Annotated in this window: 15 protein-coding genes; 5 read left to right on the forward strand and 10 right to left on the reverse strand. The window is 57.1% G+C overall.

The annotated features are described in order from the left end of the window. Positions 1 to 11: 11 nt before the first annotated feature. The 3 genes from AC0JZ1_RS12265 to AC0JZ1_RS12275 are packed head-to-tail and all read right to left on the reverse strand — an operon-like array spanning position 12 to position 2,325. Positions 12 to 737, reverse strand: a complete 726-nt coding sequence (locus AC0JZ1_RS12265; RefSeq protein ID WP_471882639.1) for an ABC transporter permease — start codon at positions 735 to 737, stop codon at positions 12 to 14. A gap of 11 nt (positions 738 to 748) precedes the next feature. Beyond that, positions 749 to 1,522: a transporter substrate-binding domain-containing protein gene (locus AC0JZ1_RS12270; protein WP_471882640.1), complete on the reverse strand. Its 774-nt coding sequence runs from the start codon at positions 1,520 to 1,522 to the stop codon at positions 749 to 751. Then, on the reverse strand, positions 1,522 to 2,325 hold the full coding sequence (locus tag AC0JZ1_RS12275) for an ABC transporter ATP-binding protein (protein WP_471882641.1): 804 nt from the start codon (positions 2,323 to 2,325) through the stop codon (positions 1,522 to 1,524). The genes AC0JZ1_RS12270 and AC0JZ1_RS12275 overlap by 1 nt, the downstream gene beginning before the upstream one ends. A 192-nt stretch (positions 2,326 to 2,517) precedes the next feature. On the opposite strand from AC0JZ1_RS12275, the gene AC0JZ1_RS12280 reads away from it, so the two are divergent. Beyond that, positions 2,518 to 2,988 carry an Lrp/AsnC family transcriptional regulator gene (locus AC0JZ1_RS12280; RefSeq protein ID WP_471882642.1) on the forward strand — a complete coding sequence of 157 codons (471 nt, stop codon included), beginning with the start codon at positions 2,518 to 2,520 and terminating at the stop codon, positions 2,986 to 2,988. On the opposite strand, the gene AC0JZ1_RS12285 is transcribed toward AC0JZ1_RS12280, so the two are convergent. The 3 genes from AC0JZ1_RS12285 to AC0JZ1_RS12295 form a co-directional block, all read right to left on the reverse strand. Next, positions 2,989 to 3,369, reverse strand: a complete 381-nt coding sequence (locus tag AC0JZ1_RS12285) for a response regulator (RefSeq protein WP_471882643.1) — start codon at positions 3,367 to 3,369, stop codon at positions 2,989 to 2,991. Between the two features lie 2 nt (positions 3,370 to 3,371). Continuing rightward, a complete protein-coding gene (locus AC0JZ1_RS12290; protein WP_471882644.1) occupies positions 3,372 to 5,681 on the reverse strand; it encodes a GAF domain-containing protein in 2,310 nt (769 codons plus the stop codon). A 269-nt stretch (positions 5,682 to 5,950) separates the two neighbouring features. Beyond that, the gene (locus AC0JZ1_RS12295) at positions 5,951 to 7,933 is read right to left on the reverse strand and encodes a DEAD/DEAH box helicase (RefSeq protein ID WP_471882645.1); all 1,983 of its coding nucleotides are present in this window, start codon (positions 7,931 to 7,933) and stop codon (positions 5,951 to 5,953) included. A 237-nt stretch (positions 7,934 to 8,170) separates the two neighbouring features. On the opposite strand from AC0JZ1_RS12295, the gene AC0JZ1_RS12300 reads away from it, so the two are divergent. Then, positions 8,171 to 9,088: a pirin family protein gene (locus AC0JZ1_RS12300; protein ID WP_471882646.1), complete on the forward strand. Its 918-nt coding sequence runs from the start codon at positions 8,171 to 8,173 to the stop codon at positions 9,086 to 9,088. Positions 9,089 to 9,156: 68 nt separating this feature from the next. Here AC0JZ1_RS12300 and AC0JZ1_RS12305 read toward each other — a convergent pair whose 3' ends face one another. Continuing rightward, complete coding sequence (locus tag AC0JZ1_RS12305; protein WP_471882647.1) at positions 9,157 to 9,396, reverse strand: hypothetical protein; 240 nt, start codon at positions 9,394 to 9,396, stop codon at positions 9,157 to 9,159. A 292-nt stretch (positions 9,397 to 9,688) separates the two neighbouring features. On the opposite strand from AC0JZ1_RS12305, the gene dxs reads away from it, so the two are divergent. The 3 genes from dxs to AC0JZ1_RS12320 all read left to right on the forward strand — a co-directional run bounded on the left by dxs (position 9,689) and on the right by AC0JZ1_RS12320 (position 12,348). Further along, positions 9,689 to 11,605, forward strand: coding sequence for a 1-deoxy-D-xylulose-5-phosphate synthase (gene dxs, locus AC0JZ1_RS12310; protein WP_471882648.1), 1,917 nt, complete (start codon positions 9,689 to 9,691; stop codon positions 11,603 to 11,605). Between the two features lie 153 nt (positions 11,606 to 11,758). Further along, positions 11,759 to 12,019, forward strand: a complete 261-nt coding sequence (locus AC0JZ1_RS12315; protein WP_471882649.1) for a hypothetical protein — start codon at positions 11,759 to 11,761, stop codon at positions 12,017 to 12,019. Between the two features lie 95 nt (positions 12,020 to 12,114). Then, positions 12,115 to 12,348, forward strand: coding sequence for a hypothetical protein (locus tag AC0JZ1_RS12320; protein ID WP_471882650.1), 234 nt, complete (start codon positions 12,115 to 12,117; stop codon positions 12,346 to 12,348). A 100-nt stretch (positions 12,349 to 12,448) separates the two neighbouring features. On the opposite strand, the gene AC0JZ1_RS12325 is transcribed toward AC0JZ1_RS12320, so the two are convergent. The 3 genes from AC0JZ1_RS12325 to AC0JZ1_RS12335 all read right to left on the reverse strand — a co-directional run bounded on the left by AC0JZ1_RS12325 (position 12,449) and on the right by AC0JZ1_RS12335 (position 16,023). Next, entirely contained in the window at positions 12,449 to 12,835 is a 387-nt protein-coding gene (locus tag AC0JZ1_RS12325; protein ID WP_471882651.1) for a pentapeptide repeat-containing protein, read from the reverse strand. 49 nt (positions 12,836 to 12,884) lie between these two features. After that, the gene (locus AC0JZ1_RS12330) at positions 12,885 to 13,892 is read right to left on the reverse strand and encodes a DUF4424 domain-containing protein (protein WP_471882652.1); all 1,008 of its coding nucleotides are present in this window, start codon (positions 13,890 to 13,892) and stop codon (positions 12,885 to 12,887) included. Between the two features lie 130 nt (positions 13,893 to 14,022). Beyond that, positions 14,023 to 16,023, reverse strand: coding sequence for a methyl-accepting chemotaxis protein (locus AC0JZ1_RS12335; protein WP_471882653.1), 2,001 nt, complete (start codon positions 16,021 to 16,023; stop codon positions 14,023 to 14,025). Positions 16,024 to 16,258 lie beyond the last annotated feature (235 nt).

A 16,258-nucleotide genomic window follows, 5' to 3' on the forward strand; every position in this document is an offset into this window, starting at 1 on the left:
CGCCACCTTCCTCAAACCATTTGCGGCTGGCCACGGCGCACGCGCCGTTCCAGTGCCGAGAAGAAGAGGTTCGAAACCAGCGTTATCACCAGATAGAGAAGTGCGGCGGCGAAGAAGAACAGGAAATATTGCTTGGTATTGGCACCCGCCAAACGCGCCGCTGTTGCCAGTTCCTGATAGCCGACAACAGCAATCAACGCGCTATCCTTGGTCACCGACATCCAGAGATTGGCCATGCCGGGCAGAGCATTGGGCAAAAGCGCTGGAAGTGTCACGCGGCGAAACAGCAGGAAAGGCGAAAAGCCGAAGGCGCGCGCTGCCTCGATTTGTCCAACCGGAATGGCAAGGATCGCCCCGCGCAACACTTCCGTCATATAGGCACCCTGGACGAAGCCGAGGACAAACACTGCCGCAGCAAACGCATTGATCTCCACCGCCGGCAGCGACAGGAGGGCCAGAAGCCGGTTGAGCCCATCTGTTCCGGCATAATAGAGGCCGACAATGAGAATAAGCTCCGGCACCGCACGGATGATGGATGTGTAGGCGTTGAAGGCAAAGACCAGCGGGCGATTGCCGGAAAGCTTGGCCGTGGCACCCATCAGACCGATCAGAATGCCAATGCCATAGGCGCACAGAGATATGGCGACCGTATAGAGAGCGCCGGTCAGCAGCGTTCCACCCCATCCCGGAGGATAGGGGGACAGCAGTTCCCACATGCTCATTTGATTGGCCGCCATTCCAGATTGATTTACTTGCCGCCGTAGATGTCAAAATCGAAGTACTTCTTCGAAATCTCATCATACTTGCCGCTCGCGCGCACAGCAGCGATGGCGTCGTTCAGCTTCTTTTTCAGCTCGGTATCTTCCTTGCGCAATCCGCCGCCGACGCCGAGGCCCAGCACGTCCGTGTCATCCGCCACATTGCCCATGTCAGCGCAGCAATCCTTGCCTGTGGGGCTGTTCAGGAATTCGTTCAGCACGATGGAATCGGCGAAGACATAATCGATGCGACCGCTGGCCAGATCTTGCAGCGCTTCATCCAATGTCTGGTAGGTTTTCTGGTCCGCCTGCTTGGCGAAGTGCTTGTTGAAATATTCAGACTGGATGGTTGCGACCTGAACGCCGATGGTTTTACCCTTCACATCCTCCACCGTCGCGCCTGGCTTCTGATCCTTCGGGCCGATCAGCTTGCTCGGTGTCTTGTAGTATTTGTTGGTGAAGTCGATGGTCTTCAGGCGCTCATCCGTGATGGACATGGAGGCCCAGATTACATCCAGCTTCTTGGCCGTCAGTGCCGGGATCAGACCATCCCACGAGGATTCCACGATGGAGCACTTTTCCTTCATCTCTGTGCAGACTGCATCCATCAGCTCGATTTCCCAACCCTTCCAGGTGCCCGAGGCATCCTTGGCGAAAAAGGGTGGATAGGCTTCATTCAGAATGCCGAAGCGAACCTCTGCCTGTGCTGCAAAAGCGGAGGCGATAAATGCAGCGCCTGCGAGAAGGAGGGAAAGAGACTTCATCAGACAAGTTCCTTGGAGGGTGAAGATGAGCGGGCAAAACCGCTGGTGAATATACGCGCACGCTCGGTGAGCGGCGCATCGAAAATTTGTTGGGGTGGCCCCTGTTCAGCAATTTCTCCCTTGTCGAGAAAGATTACCGTGCTGGAAACCTCACGAGCAAAGGCCATTTCATGCGTGACGAGAAGCATGGTGCGCCCCTCCTCCGCCAGATCGCGGATAACTTTCAGCACCTCGCCCACAAGCTCCGGGTCAAGCGCCGATGTGGGTTCGTCAAACAGCATCACCGCCGGGTCCATGCAGAGCGCACGGGCAATGGCGGCACGCTGCTGTTGCCCACCGGACAGGAAGGCTGGGTAGGCATCGCGCTTGTCGGAAAGGCCGACCTTGGCGAGCATGGCCTCGGCCTTCTCAATCGCCTCGCGCTTGCCAACACCTTTGACATGAATAGGCGCTTCGATCAGATTTTCGATGACCGTGCGATGTGCCCAGAGATTGAAGCTCTGGAAAACCATGCCAAGCCCGGTCCGCAGGCGTTCCAGCTGTTTGCGATCAACAGGTTCGAGCCCGCCCTTGCGGGATGCCTTCAGCCGTAATTCCTCACCATCAACGACGATACGGCCTTGATCAGGGCGTTCCAGCAAGTTGATGCAGCGTAAGAGCGTGCTCTTGCCGGAGCCGGAGGAGCCGATGATGGAAACGACATCGCCACGCCGTGCCTCCAGCGATATGCCGCGCAGGACCTCCACGCCTGCAAAACTCTTGTGCAGGTCCTCAATCTTCAGGCTTAAGTGAATTTCGTTCACGATCGGTCGCCGGCTTCGTTTTTAAGTTGCCGCACAATAATGGGATATTGCGCATATTATTTTCGCTGATGTCTCTAATGACGCATAAATTCTCCGCTGGTAAGAAAATTTCGCTTTTTTACAGCACGCTGGACGGAAATTTCCTCTACCGCTATGACTTCAAGCGCAATAACTGGATATAAGGGTGCAGACATGTCGGAAGCGCTGGACGAGTTCGATCGCGCCATTCTCCAAATCCTGCAAAAGGATTGCCAGTTAAAGGCGGAAGCAATCGCCGACGAGGTGGGCCTTTCCCCTTCAGCAGTACAGCGGCGGCTGAAGCGATTGCGAGAAGGCGGAACGATCCAGGCGGAGGTTGCCGTCATCAACCGCAAGGCTACCAATTTCCCGATGACTTTTATTACCGGAATGGAGATCGAGCGCGATAATTACGATGCTCTTGCGCGGTTTCGCCTCTGGGCCGATAAGCAGGAAAATGTCCAGCAGGTCTACTACGTCACAGGGCAAGTCGACCTTATCGCCATCATCACTGCCCGCGATGTGGAGCATTACGACGATATCAGCGCGCAATTGATGGCGGACAACCCGCAGATTCGCCGCATGACGACAAATGTCGTGCTGCGCGATGTGAAGGTGGGGCTGCATGTGCCGGTGAAAGAGTAATCAAGCCAGCATGTCGCGGATGGCATCCAGCAACTCGCCTTCACGGTAGGGTTTGGAGAAAAAGCGGGTTTCCGCCGGAATCTGGTCGCCCGGATCTTCAAGATGGCCAGAAATGATAATGACCTTGATGGGCGGCCAGCGATCCCGAATGATGGCGGCAAGACGCATTCCGTCAACGCCTCGCGGCATATCAACATCCGTCATCACCAGACGGATATCGGGCCGGGCTTCGAGGATGGCAACAGCTTCCGTCGCATCGGCTGCCACAACCGTCTCATATCCTGCGTCCTCTACCAGATCCATGGCTGCAAGACGCTGCAAGGGTTCATCCTCCACGATCAGGATTACGTGGGGCGCCGACTGCTTCATTTCAGAATTCATGATTACTGCCGCAACTGGGAAACAAGGCCTTTCATACGGACATTCAGTCCCGCGGGGTCATAATCGATATCGACGCCTCCGGTTCCAATCAAACCCAAACGAATGAGTCTGGAACCGAAGCCTTTGCCAGTTGGCGAAGTAACGGGTGGGCCATCGGCTTCCCGCCAGCTTAGTGAAAGAATATCTTCTCCATGCAGGGTTTCGACAGTCCAGCCTACCCGAACATTGCCCCTATCGCTGGACCATGCGCCGTACTTCAACGCATTTGTGCCAAGCTCATGCATAAGAAGCGCCAGTGAGAGCGCACTGCGGGGGCCGATTTCGAGGTCCGGGCCCGTCAGTTCATAGCGGTTGTTTGGCGCGAGCTGTCGCAGAACATTATCGATGACCTCGAGCATGCGGGCCGAAGACCAGTTCTGATGCAGAAGAACCTCATGCGCCTTGGCCAGCGCGTGAAGACGGTTTGAAAAAGCCTCGACGGGCGCTCTATCTTGAACCGGCTTCAAGGTTTGCGCAGCAATGGCCTGCACCATGGACATGGTGTTCTTCAAACGGTGGCTGATTTCGTGGTTCAGGATTTGCTGATGCTCTTCGGCGCGGATGCGGGAAATCGCTTCCCGTGCCCTGTCAGCCACCGTTGCGACGAAAACACTATCCTCATAGGAGAAATCATAGCTACGGCTGAAATGGACGAGGATAACGCCGACAATAATCCCTCGATCAAGGATCGGTACATTGACGAGAACTTCAATCCCGATCGATTTCAGCATGTCTGCGTGGCTGGCGGTGCGTGGATCGGTTTCCACGTTGCCGATAACGACAGTTTTTCCGGCTTTCAAATCCTCGATAAAGCTGCCGTAGCTGCGAAAATGGTGGAGGCCGGACACACTGGGAACATCCGGCGCACACCAATCCGGCAGCACTTCCACGGTTTCGGCCACGGCATCTACGATACCGTAGCCCGCACGCGATGCACCTTCCATGTTGCTGGCGATAATTTCAGCTGCCGCAAAGGCCGTATCCGGAATGGTTTCCGCACGCCGTAACCGTTCGCCCAGTTCGTGCAGAGCAGATTGCCGGTCCCGACTACGCTTTTCTGAAGTGGCATTGCGGGCAATCTTGATGAAGCCCAGACTTTTTTCCCCATTCGGATTTGGCAGCGGGCGGACCGTTCCTTCCAGAAACACCAGAGCGCCATCAGCGCGCATGTGCCAGCGGCGATCCACCACAACGCCATGCAATCGCGCCTCGCGCAACTCTTCCTCAGGCACGCCAGCCTGCCTATCCTCTTTGGTGAAGATGGTGGAAAATGGCTTTCCCAGCACATCATCCTCCTCGATGCCGAACGTTTCTTCAGCACCTCCACTCCAACTGCTGATACGGTGATCGTTATCAATGGTTACGATGACATAATCCTTGGCAGCTTCGATCAACAGACGCAGGCGCTCTTCGCTTCGGCTCAGCGCCTCCAGCGTGTCACGCTGTTCTGTCACATCGAGAAACATCACCAGAAAGCCGTCATCGCCCGTGGGCTGCACATAGCCGTCGAACCAGCGGCCAAGCGCCTCGACCTGACGCAAGAAAGGCTTGGGAACACGGCTTTCCACCGCTTCCGCCACGTCGGTAATCCACTCTTCCTCAATCCCGGGAATAAGGGTGCGGGCCGTTTTGCCCACCGCGTCCACATCTCCCAAGCCCAGCAATTCGCTCCAGGCAGGATTAACGTGATCGTACCGCCAATCGACCACGCGACCGGTCTCGTCCCTCAAGACAGAGCCAATGATAATTCCTTCCTGCAACTGCTCGAAAAGATGGCTCCACCGGCGCTCGGAAAGAAAGGTATTGATCTGGTTGCTGACGATCCTGCCGAACCGGGAAAGAAGATCGAGCTCTGCTTGCGTCCATTCGCGTGGCTTGCCATCGATTGCGGCGATCGCACCGATAACAGTGCCATCCGGCAGGGTGACCGGCACGCCAAGATAGGAGATGACCCCCAGATCGCGAATAGCAAGGTTATCCCGCACCCGCTCGTGCAAGGTGGCATCTGTGACAACGAAAGGCTTTTGATCTTCCACCACATATTGGCAGAAGGAATGGCTGAGAGGAGTTTCTCCACGATTGGCCCACTCGCTGGGCAGGCCCAGATGGGCGATGAAAACCTGCCGATACTCATCGAGAATGGAAATAACGCTGACCGGGCAGTGCAAGGCTGCCTTTACGGTATCAACAATATCGGCGAACTCGCCTTCGCCATGGATGTCGAAGAGGCCGGATGAGCGGACAATGCGAAATCTCTGAGAACTACTGAACATCCGGCTATGCTTGATCCGCGGGCACGAGAGGAGATGAAGACCAATTCGTTGCCCGGAGTTTTCGGAGGCATGTGCTCTCAAAAAACCAAGCGTGCAGTCAGTGGTCGAACCGAAACAGTTAATTCAGCAAGTTCGATTTTTGTTCCTTCAACAGAGCGGCAATACTTGTGTTTTGTCAAGTCACGTGGAGCTAAAAGAGAGAAGGTCTCAGCCAAACACACAATGACCGCGAACCTTGGAGGGTCGCGGTCATTGTGAAGAGATGAAACTTAGCCCCAGACTTTTCCCTTGCCATTGGCCTGCTTGGGTTTGCCCTTCCTGGCAAAAGGCTTGGCGCCCTCTTTTGCGAAAGGCTTTGCGCCATCTTTGGCAAAGGGCTTGGAACCTTCTTTTGCGCGAGGCGGCTTATCCGCGAAGGCGCGGTCGCCAGCCGGACGGTCGTCCGAGAAGCGCTTCTTTGGCTTGTCCTTTGCCCAGTCATCGCGGCGTTCGCCACGCGGCTCACGTCGGCTATCGTCACGGCCTTCCGTGCGGGCGGGACGGTCCTCATAGGCACGCTTGGCAAAGGGCTTGCCCTCGCCACGGCTTTCGTTCTGGCGGGAAAGATCCGGCATGCCATCCAGCGACGTGACGCGCACGCCACGCTCCAGCGTCTTGTTAGGACCAATCGCACCGAGGAAATTATCTGCCTGATCGGCAGAAATTTCCACATAGGTTTCCTGAGCCTGCATCTTGATCGCGCCGATATCGGCCTTCGTCAGTCCGCCATTGCGGCACAGCATTGGGATGAGCCAGCGGGGTTCCGCATTCTGCTTGCGACCAACCGACAGCGAGAACCAGACGGAAGGGCCGAACTCACCACGCGGGGTGCGCGGGGTGGATTCGAATTCCTGCCGCTCACGGCCTTCGCGGGGCTTGCGCGCATCCTTCGGCTGGATGGAAACGGGAATAAGATCTTCCGGTGCTGCATTGCGGGCGCGATGCATGGCCACAAGCGCCGTTGCCAGGCGCTCGGCACCATATTGCTCTGCCAGCTTGCCGATCAAATCCTGTTCTTCCTCGCGAGCCTCTTCCTCGAAAATCGCATCCGAGAGCAGGCGCTCCTGATCGCGGGCAATTACCTCTTCGGCGCTTGGCGGCAGAACCCAGTTTGGCGTGACGGCTGCTCCGCCCAGCAGGCGTTCGGCCTTGCGGCGCTGGTTGATTGGCACCACCAAGGCGCTGATGCCCTTGTTGCCGGCACGGCCTGTACGGCCCGAACGGTGCAGCAAAGTTTCCGAATTGGTGGGCAGGTCGGCATGGATCACCAGTTCCAGGCCGGGAAGATCGATGCCGCGAGCCGCCACATCCGTTGCGATGCACACGCGGGCGCGGCCATCGCGCATGGCTTGTAGCGCATGGGTACGCTCGTTCTGCGTCAATTCACCAGACAGGGCCACAACGGAGAAGTTACGGTTGCTGAGGCGGGCCGTCAGATGGTTCACATTGGCGCGGGTGGAGCAGAACACGATGGCGTTCTTCGCTTCATAAAAACGCAGCACGTTGACGATGGCGTTTTCGCGGTCGGCCGGGGCGACCATGAGGGCGCGATATTCAATATCGGCATGTTGCTTTTCTTCCGAAGTCGCCTCAATGCGCAGGGCATTGTTCTGATACTGCTTGGCGAGCTTGGCGATGCCGGATGGCACCGTGGCCGAGAACATCAGCGTGCGACGATCATCCGGCGCGGATTCCAGGATGAATTCCAGATCCTCGCGGAAGCCGAGATCCAGCATCTCATCCGCTTCATCCAGCACGGCCACGCGAATGTTGGACATATCCAAAGCGTTGCGGCGAATGTGATCGCAGATGCGACCTGGCGTGCCGACAACAATATGCGCGCCACGTTCCAGCGCACGGCGCTCGTTGCGAATGTCCATGCCACCAACGCAGCTGGCAATAACGGCACCTGTCAACTCATAAAGCCATTCGAATTCGCGCTTGACCTGAAGCGCCAGTTCGCGGGTTGGTGCAATGACGAGCGCCAGAGGAGCCTCGGCGCGGCCAAATTTCTCTTCTTCGCCGAGCAGGCTTGGCGCCATGGCAATGCCAAAGGCAACCGTTTTGCCGGAGCCGGTCTTGGCGGATACAAGCGCGTCGCGGTCGGAAAGGTTCGGGTCCAGCATGGCTTGCTGAACAGGGGTCAGGGTTTCATAGCCACGCTTTGACAACGCCTTGGCAATCGCCGGAACGGCGTTCTTCAGTTCGGACATCGATGTTCTTTCGGAATAAGGGATCAAGCGCATTGACGCGCCGCCGCACGACCGTGCAGCGTCATTTAGGGTTCTCCTACTCACTCACGCCGCAAATGTCAAAACACAAGGTTGAGGCCCTGCCCCCACACTCTTGCATGGCTGACAGGATGTGAGAGCAAAACCACAAGATTGGACTATTCACGTCCCAGCCTGATATTTAGATTGCTCTGAAGTGCAAGCAGGAGGCATTGGGCTATGTCATTTTTTCCCGGAAACGACCCTGATCCCGGCGATTCCTTCGCCTGCGATGCCATTGAAAACCTCATCATCCCGCGCTCCAGCGATATTGGCGGGTTTGAAGTGCGCCGGGCGCTGCCCACGCGCCAGAGGCGGCTCGTGGGGCCTTTCATCTTTTTCGACCGCATGGGGCCTGCGGTGCTGCGCGCCGATGAGGCGCTTGACGTAAAGCCACATCCACACATCGGTCTTTCCACGGTCACCTATCTCTTCGATGGCGAGATCAAGCACCGCGATAGCCTTGGCACCGAACTTGTCATCCGACCCGGCGATATAAACCTCATGACGGCGGGGCGGGGTATCGTGCATTCAGAGCGCACGCCGGAGAACCTGCGTGGCCATCCGCTTGCCATGTCCGGCCTGCAAACATGGCTTGCGCTGCCGGACGAGAAGGAGGAAATCGAACCAACCTTCGATCATACGGCCAAGAGCGCAATGCCGTTGATCGATATGCCCGGCATTTCCGGCCAGGTGGTGATTGGCAATCTCGATGGGCTTGCCTCTCCGGTGAGAACCTTCACTGATACGCTTTATGTGGATTTGCGGCTGGAAGCTGGACGCCGCTTCCCCTTCTCTGCCCGGTCGGAGGAGCGGGCCATCTATATTCTTTCCGGCTCGCTTAAGGTTGCGGGAGACCGTTTCGCGCAGGATCAATTGCTCGTTTTCCGCCCCGGCGACGACATTACGTTAGAGGGCGGGCCGGAAGGTTGCCACGTGATGCTATTTGGCGGCGCAGCATTGAATTCCCGCCGCTACATCTGGTGGAATTTCGTCTCCTCCTCCAAGGAGCGGATCGAACAGGCAAAAGAGGAATGGAGAACTGGCCGTTTCGACATAGTGCCGGGGGATGAAGAGGAATTTGTGCCTTTGCCTTAGGCGAGCTAACCAAGGCAGACGTGAAGAGCAGAAGATCAACGCCTCTCGCTCTTCACCGCTGGATGCGCTTAACGGCAGACCTTCGTCACGCGCGTTACGCGTTCACCATGACGGAATGTGGTGACCTTTTTGGTCATGCAGTGCTTGCGGCGGTCCTCGCGAACTGTCCGGTAATGGTGGCCCCGATAGTGGTCGCCGCGGTGCATACCGTTATCGGAACGAATGACGACAGTTTCGGCATGAGAGGCCGCAGGGATTGCAATGATTGACGACAGCGCAAGGGTTGCAGCAAGGATGAGCTTGTTCATGAATTCCACCTTCGGATTTGATACCGACCATGAACGCGGTTCGTGCCTTTCGGTTCCGGGAGATAAAAAACACCATGAGCGGAGACCTGCGGCGAAGCTGAAAGGCGGTTTCGGCACTCTCGCGGATGGCATTTCTTGTTGCCGCAGGGCGATTTTATTCAAACAGCCTTTGCCCTGGAGCGTGAAAATCCTATAGAAGCGCGAGGCATCGACACTTGAAAAAGCCGCGTTTCTTATCAATTTGAGTAGAAACGCAGGCTCCGGATGAGAGAGCAGAAAAGGCCAGAACTCCGTGACATCCAACCCGAAAACGCCGCTTTTGGATCAGGTTCATATTCCAGCCGATCTGAAGCAGGTCGAAGACCGTGATCTGCCCCAGCTTGCGCGCGAAGTGCGCGACGAGATGATTGACGCGGTCTCAAAAACGGGTGGACATCTGGGCGCTGGCCTTGGCGTGGTGGAGCTTACCATCGCCATCCACAAAGTATTCAACACGCCGCATGACCGGCTGATCTTCGATGTGGGCCATCAGTGCTATCCGCACAAGATCCTGACCGGCCGCCGCGACCGCATTCGCACACTGCGGCAGGAAAACGGGCTTTCCGGCTTCACCAAACGGGCGGAAAGCGAATACGATCCCTTTGGTGCTGCGCATTCCTCCACCTCCATTTCCGCTGGTCTAGGCATGGCTGTGGCATCGGAACTTTCCGGCACGCCGCGTAATGTCATTTCCATTATCGGCGATGGCGCTCTTTCCGCTGGCATGGCCTATGAGGCGCTGAACAATGCCGGTGCGCTGGATGCGCGCCTCATCGTTATTCTCAACGATAACGACATGTCGATTGCGCAGCCGACTGGCGCGATGAGCGCCTATCTGGCGCGCCTTGCCTCAGGCCGCACCTATATGGGTGTGCGCGAAATCGGCAAGAAGCTGACGGCCTATCTTGGCAAGAACATTGACCGTGCCATTACCCGCGCCGTGGAACATGCGCGGGGCTATGTGACCGGCGGCACCATGTTCGAGGAAATGGGCTTTTACCATATCGGCCCGATTGACGGACACTCCTTCGAGCATCTTCTGCCCGTGCTGCGCAATGTGCGCGACAATGCCAAGGGGCCGGTGCTCATCCATGTGGTCACGCAAAAAGGCAAGGGCTATCCACCCGCGGAAGCAGCTGCCGACAAATATCACGGCGTCAACAAGTTCGATGTGATTACCGGCGCCCAAGCCAAGGCCAAGCCAAACGCACCCAGCTACACGAATGTGTTCGCCGATGCGCTGGTTCAGGAAGCCAAACTGGACGAGAAAATCGTCGGCATCACTGCCGCCATGCCTTCCGGCACGGGGCTGGACAAGCTGCACGACCTGTTTCCCGAGCGTACTTTCGATGTCGGCATCGCCGAGCAACACGCAGTCACCTTTGCCGCCGGTCTCGCCTCGGAAGGCTACAAGCCCTTCTGCGCGCTTTATTCCACCTTCCTGCAACGCGGCTATGACCAGGTGGTGCATGATGTAGCCATTCAGGGATTGCCTGTGCGCTTCCCCATTGACCGCGCGGGCTTCGTGGGTGCCGATGGTCCGACCCATGCGGGCTCCTTCGATACCGGCTTCCTCGCCTCCCTCCCCGGTTTCGTGGTGATGGCAGCTGCCGACGAGGCGGAGTTGAAGCACATGGTGCGCACCGCCGCTGCTTACGACCAAGGCCCGATCTCCTTCCGTTATCCGCGCGGCGAAGGCGTGGGCGTGGAGATGCCGGAGCGCGGCGAGATTTTGGAGATCGGCAAGGGCCGTGTCATGAAGCAAGGCTCCAAGGTTGCCCTCCTCTCCTTCGGCACGAGGCTGGCAGACTGTCTGCTGGCGGCAGAAGACCTCGAGGCCGCTGGCCTTTCCACCAGTGTTGCCGACGCCCGCTTCGCCAAGCCGCTGGATCACGACCTCATTCGCCAGCTCGCCCGTCATCATGAAATCGTGGTGACCGTGGAAGAAGGTGCCGTGGGCGGCTTTGGCTCACAGGTCATGCATTTCATGGCCAATGACGGCCTGTTGGATAGCGGCCTCAAGATCCGCTCCCTCGTGCTGCCTGACCTCTGGATGGATCAGGCCAAGCCCGAAGTCATGTATGCCAAGGCGGGGCTTGATCGTGCGGGGATCGTGAAGACCGTGTTCGATGCGCTGGGCCGTGGCGTGCAGGTGGGTGCCGCTGGGTGAGTGAGGCAGCTTCACGCCTTGCTCGACCAGCCAAACAGCAAATGATTTTTGCAACTGTCGCTTGATCCTGCGACACGTGCGCTTAATTCCATCGCTCGATGAAAAGAGACTTAAGCGGCACAGCAGATATTAGACGTTTACGGGATATCATCTATGGAAACGGCAAATGAAACTCGGCCTCAGCCAGCGACCTGGCGTATTGTCCTTGCAGCAATCTTCGATTTTTTCACAGCATTCTGGGTATTTGGCCTGGGCATCGCGTATATTTTCGGCGGCATGACTGAGGCGGGCTTCAGCCTGAATGGCGGTCCGGCGCTTTTGTGCTTCGCCTTGATCGTTGCCTACTTCGTTATTGGCAACAAGTATTTCGGTGGCACCCTCTGGAAGCATATCTTCCGGGCGCGTCGCTCCTAGTATCGCTCCTCTAATAGTATTCGTCGGTATGAAGGTGTTATTCCGCAGGCGAAAAATGTGGTAAGCGCCAACCGAATAATAGCAGGAGTACAGCAGTGAGCGAAGCGACCGTAGCAGATGCGACAAACCGCATCTACGAATCCCTTCAGGCGGATAATGCCGATCTTGACGTGCATATCGCAACCCTCAAAGCAGCCTTGGCGCGGGAAGGCTTGAAGGAGGCCGTATTTGAGCCAGCCAAGCTTGCACACAACAATCGTTCCGGCCGAAAGCTTATGCAGGCCTATTTTCGCCAGCGCGGTGTGACGGTCAAATTCTCAGGAGAGTAAGGCTTCCAGGCGCATGGCGTGCAACGGTTTTGCAAAACGACATGCGTCGAAAGAACGACCTAAAGCGTTGGCGGTAAACTGAAATATCGCTCCGAGCGCTTTAGGGCTTGGCTTTTTCAAAGGCCAGGAACAGATCTGTAACGAGAACGCCGTTGATCTTCATCCCGGTCAGATCGGCATTTTGAATGTCTGAGCCTGCCAAGGTGACACCGCTTATTGTCAAGCCCGACAGGTTAGCGTTCGTGATCGAGACACCAGACAGGTTGACGTTATTGAAGCGCGCATTTGCAAGGCTGACATCGTCAAAAACCGCTTCGCTCAGATTGGTGTCGCTAAATTTTGCATTCGTCAAAACCGCGTAGAACCGGGCATCTGCGAGATTCACACCATCAAAATGAGCGCCAGCCATATCAGCCCGCTCATAGTGCATCTCCTGTATCTGAGGTCCATCGAACGGATTCTCTCCTTGGTGGTCGCTCACGGTCATATCCTCCGCTTAAAAGTGACTGCACAAACCGGAGAATTCCGGTCCATGCCTATTGCTGCATTGGCGGGTTTGACACCAATAACAACAGATCCAGATCCTTCTGTGGCCAGAAGTCGGTCTTTTCCATTACGAAAGTCGTTGGGCCGGTTTTCTTCACGCCTTCGCCGCAGAAGCTTAAGTAATTGTCCGGCTTGCCCTTATCGATGGTGAGCTTGAACTTGCCGATGGTACCGCCCCAATTTGCGCCAGTTTTCAGCACGTAGGAAAGCCAGGCTTCGGTATAGATCGGGCCGCTCGCCTGGCCTGCCTGATCGAGCTTGGCGGCGGTTTTGACGAAGCTGTCATCCATGCAATAGCGGGTCTTGTAATCATTGAAGCCCTCGGTCGGCTTGCCATTGCTGAGGAAAGAAATAGCAACCGTTCCCCCAACGCTCGGCTTATAGCGATGGCTGACGCGCACCTCTTTCTTCGCCGGGAATGTCGTTTTCCACCAATAGGTAGAGTGCATGGTCCAGATAGGGCGATAAACGGTTTGCCAGCCTTGACCCGCATCGAACTCATCGGCAAAAACGAGGCCCTGGCCCTGCCATTCCTTCAAGGTTTCTGGCGAAAGCCCTTTCAGCGCATCTACGGCCTTGTCGCTATAGGGCAGAAGCGGAATGTTGCGACGCCTCAGCTCCTCTGTGAAATCAATGGACAGGGCACTCACACGCTGCTGTAATTGCGGCTGGATGGGCTGGCCATCCTGGGTAACGGTAAAGCCGAGGAAGTTATCAGCCTCGAAATCCGGGATTGCGACATTGCTATCCGGGCTGCCGGTAATATCCGGCATGGGAAAGGCGATGATGCTGGTCACATCCTTGTCGCTTTCATTGCGAAAGACATAATCCACCCGCACCTCATCCATGGAGAGAAACAGCTCTTCCTCAGCCATCGTGACATGGCTGGAAGTGACATATTCCAGCCCGCCGGTGCGCAGTTCCGCCATCGTATCATTGGCGGCGGCGGGTGACGCGATTGAAAGAATTCCTGCAAACCCAAAGATGAAGATTTTCATGAGACCCGTTCCCATATGCCCTTGCGAAGGTTAGCCCAAACGCCCGCAAAGTGCAGGTGTGAAATCACTTTATCCAAAACGGGAAAGGGCGGCATTTGCGCCGCCCTTTCAACCTGTCTTTCGTGATTGCTCAAAACTCTTCCCAGTTATCCTGGGTGGGCTTGACGGCGGGGGATGCAGAGCCGAAGGCTTTAGCCAATGAGCTGTGCAGAGCATTGGCCGGAGAGGCCGCTGGCCGCGAGGTGGCGGTGGCGGCAACCGGCCCACGCCCCACAGCCGCACGTGGCGCTGCTTTTGGTGTGGGCTGCGGTGCTGGCACGGGCCGTGCCGCAGCAGAGGCTACACCACTGGTCGCCGGGCTGGAGACGGGTTGCACACGCGGCTTCGCATTCACTGTTCCAAGCTTGAACTGGCCAAGCAGATCATCCAGGCCGCTTGCCTCGCGAGCGAGCGCGTGGCTGGCAGCCGTCTGCTCTTCCACCATGGCTGCGTTTTGCTGCGTATTGTGGTCCATGGCGGCAATCGCCTGGTTGATTTCCTGAAGACCGAGGGACTGTTCCCGCGTGGAAGTAACGATGGCCTTGATGTTTTCGTTGATTTCCTGAACCTCGACCACGATGGCCTGAAGCGCCTCGCCCGTTTCGCCCACCAGCGCCACACCGGCATCCACTTGCTGGCTGGAGGTGGTAAGCAGCGTCTTGATTTCGCGGGCAGCATTGGCAGAACGCTGCGCCAGTTCACGCACTTCCTGTGCAACAACGGCAAAGCCCTTGCCCGCTTCGCCAGCACGCGCGGCTTCAACACCGGCATTCAGCGCCAGAAGATTGGTCTGGAAGGCGATATCGTCGATGACGCTGATGATGTTGACGATTTCGTTGGACGACTTGGAAATGCCTTCCATGGCGGAGACGGCGCGGCGCACCACTTCGCCGGAACGTTCGGCACCCACGCGGGCACGCTCCACCCGCTGGCCCACATCTTCCGCACGCTTGGCGGAATCCTTGATGGTGGTGGTGACTTCCTCCACGGCGGCAGCGGTCTGCTCCACAGATGCAGCCTGACGCTCCGTGCGCTTTGCAAGATCATCCGTGGCCGAGCGAATTTCGGCAGCACCGGCATTGATGGCAGACGCATTGCGGCCAACGCTTTCCAGCGCATCCTGAAGGCGGCCCAGAGCCTGGTTGAAATCGACCCGCAGGCGATCCAGATGGTCGGCAAAGGGGCGATCCAGACGGTAAGCAACATCACCGCCTGCCAGCTTGGAAAGACCATCGGCCAGCGAGTTCATGGCAAATTCAATCTCTGCCGTCTCACGCGCCTTTCGGGCATCGTTTTCCTGCCGCTCGCGATCGGACATCTGGCGCATTTCTTCCGTTTCGGAAGACAGGCGCAGCTTCTCGATGGCGGCATCCTTGAACACGGCGACGGCCTTTGCCATCTGGCCCACTTCATCGCCACGGTCGAGCGCCGGTACATTGATGCGGTGGTTGCCGCTCGCCAATTGGGTCATGGCATCTGTCATGCCAACAATTGGTGTGACAATGGCGCGAGACAATGCCCAGATGAGGCCCACTGCAATGACGCCCGCCACGCCACCGCCGATGATGAGGGTCCACAGCACAGCCGCTTGAGCATTGCTTTGCACGGCAACCATGCTTGTTGCGAGAGCTTGCGCATCCGCGCGCACTTTGGCAGCCGCCTGACGAAACTCACCCAGAGGGATTGCAGCGCTAGCGCCCTGGCCTTGCGCCTTCACGACAGCCGCGTTGAAATTATCTGCAGCCGTGCGCAGATCGCCAAGCGATGCAAGAATGGCGCTCTTGCCTTTGGCAAGCTTCTGAGCTTCATCCAGCGCCGTTACAACAGCAGTGCGCTTGGTTTGAATGGCCGTGGAATGTTCGCTACCGCCGCTGGACATAAAATCGCGGTGGGAAATGGCCTGCTCCAGCTGCGCTTCCGTGGCTGTGGAAACAGCGGCAACAATGTGCTGAGCCGTTACCAGACCCTCCGAGGCATCGGAAGAGCGCAAGCCCTGCCAGTAGACAACCGCAGAGGCGCATAGGCAAACAGACATCAGGGCAAGGAATGTCGTGATGATCTTTTTGTTGATGGACAGGTCTCGAAAGGACATTGGGCACCGCGTTTCAGACAGTCAAAAGCATGGGCCTTACACAAACCGAAGTTCATTAAGATTGAGTTGAACAGGTGCATCAAAAGAGCCGAAAAAGAGAGGCATCGTCAGATATTTAGCTCTCACTGCTCAAGCACCTCGGCATAGAATTGACCATCGTCATTTTACCGCCAGATGCTGGTGTCGCTGGATGCGAAATGCGATTTTGCTTGCGTGAGGTTCGAAGGAACGGCAT

Source organism: Affinirhizobium capsici, from assembly GCF_977018625.1.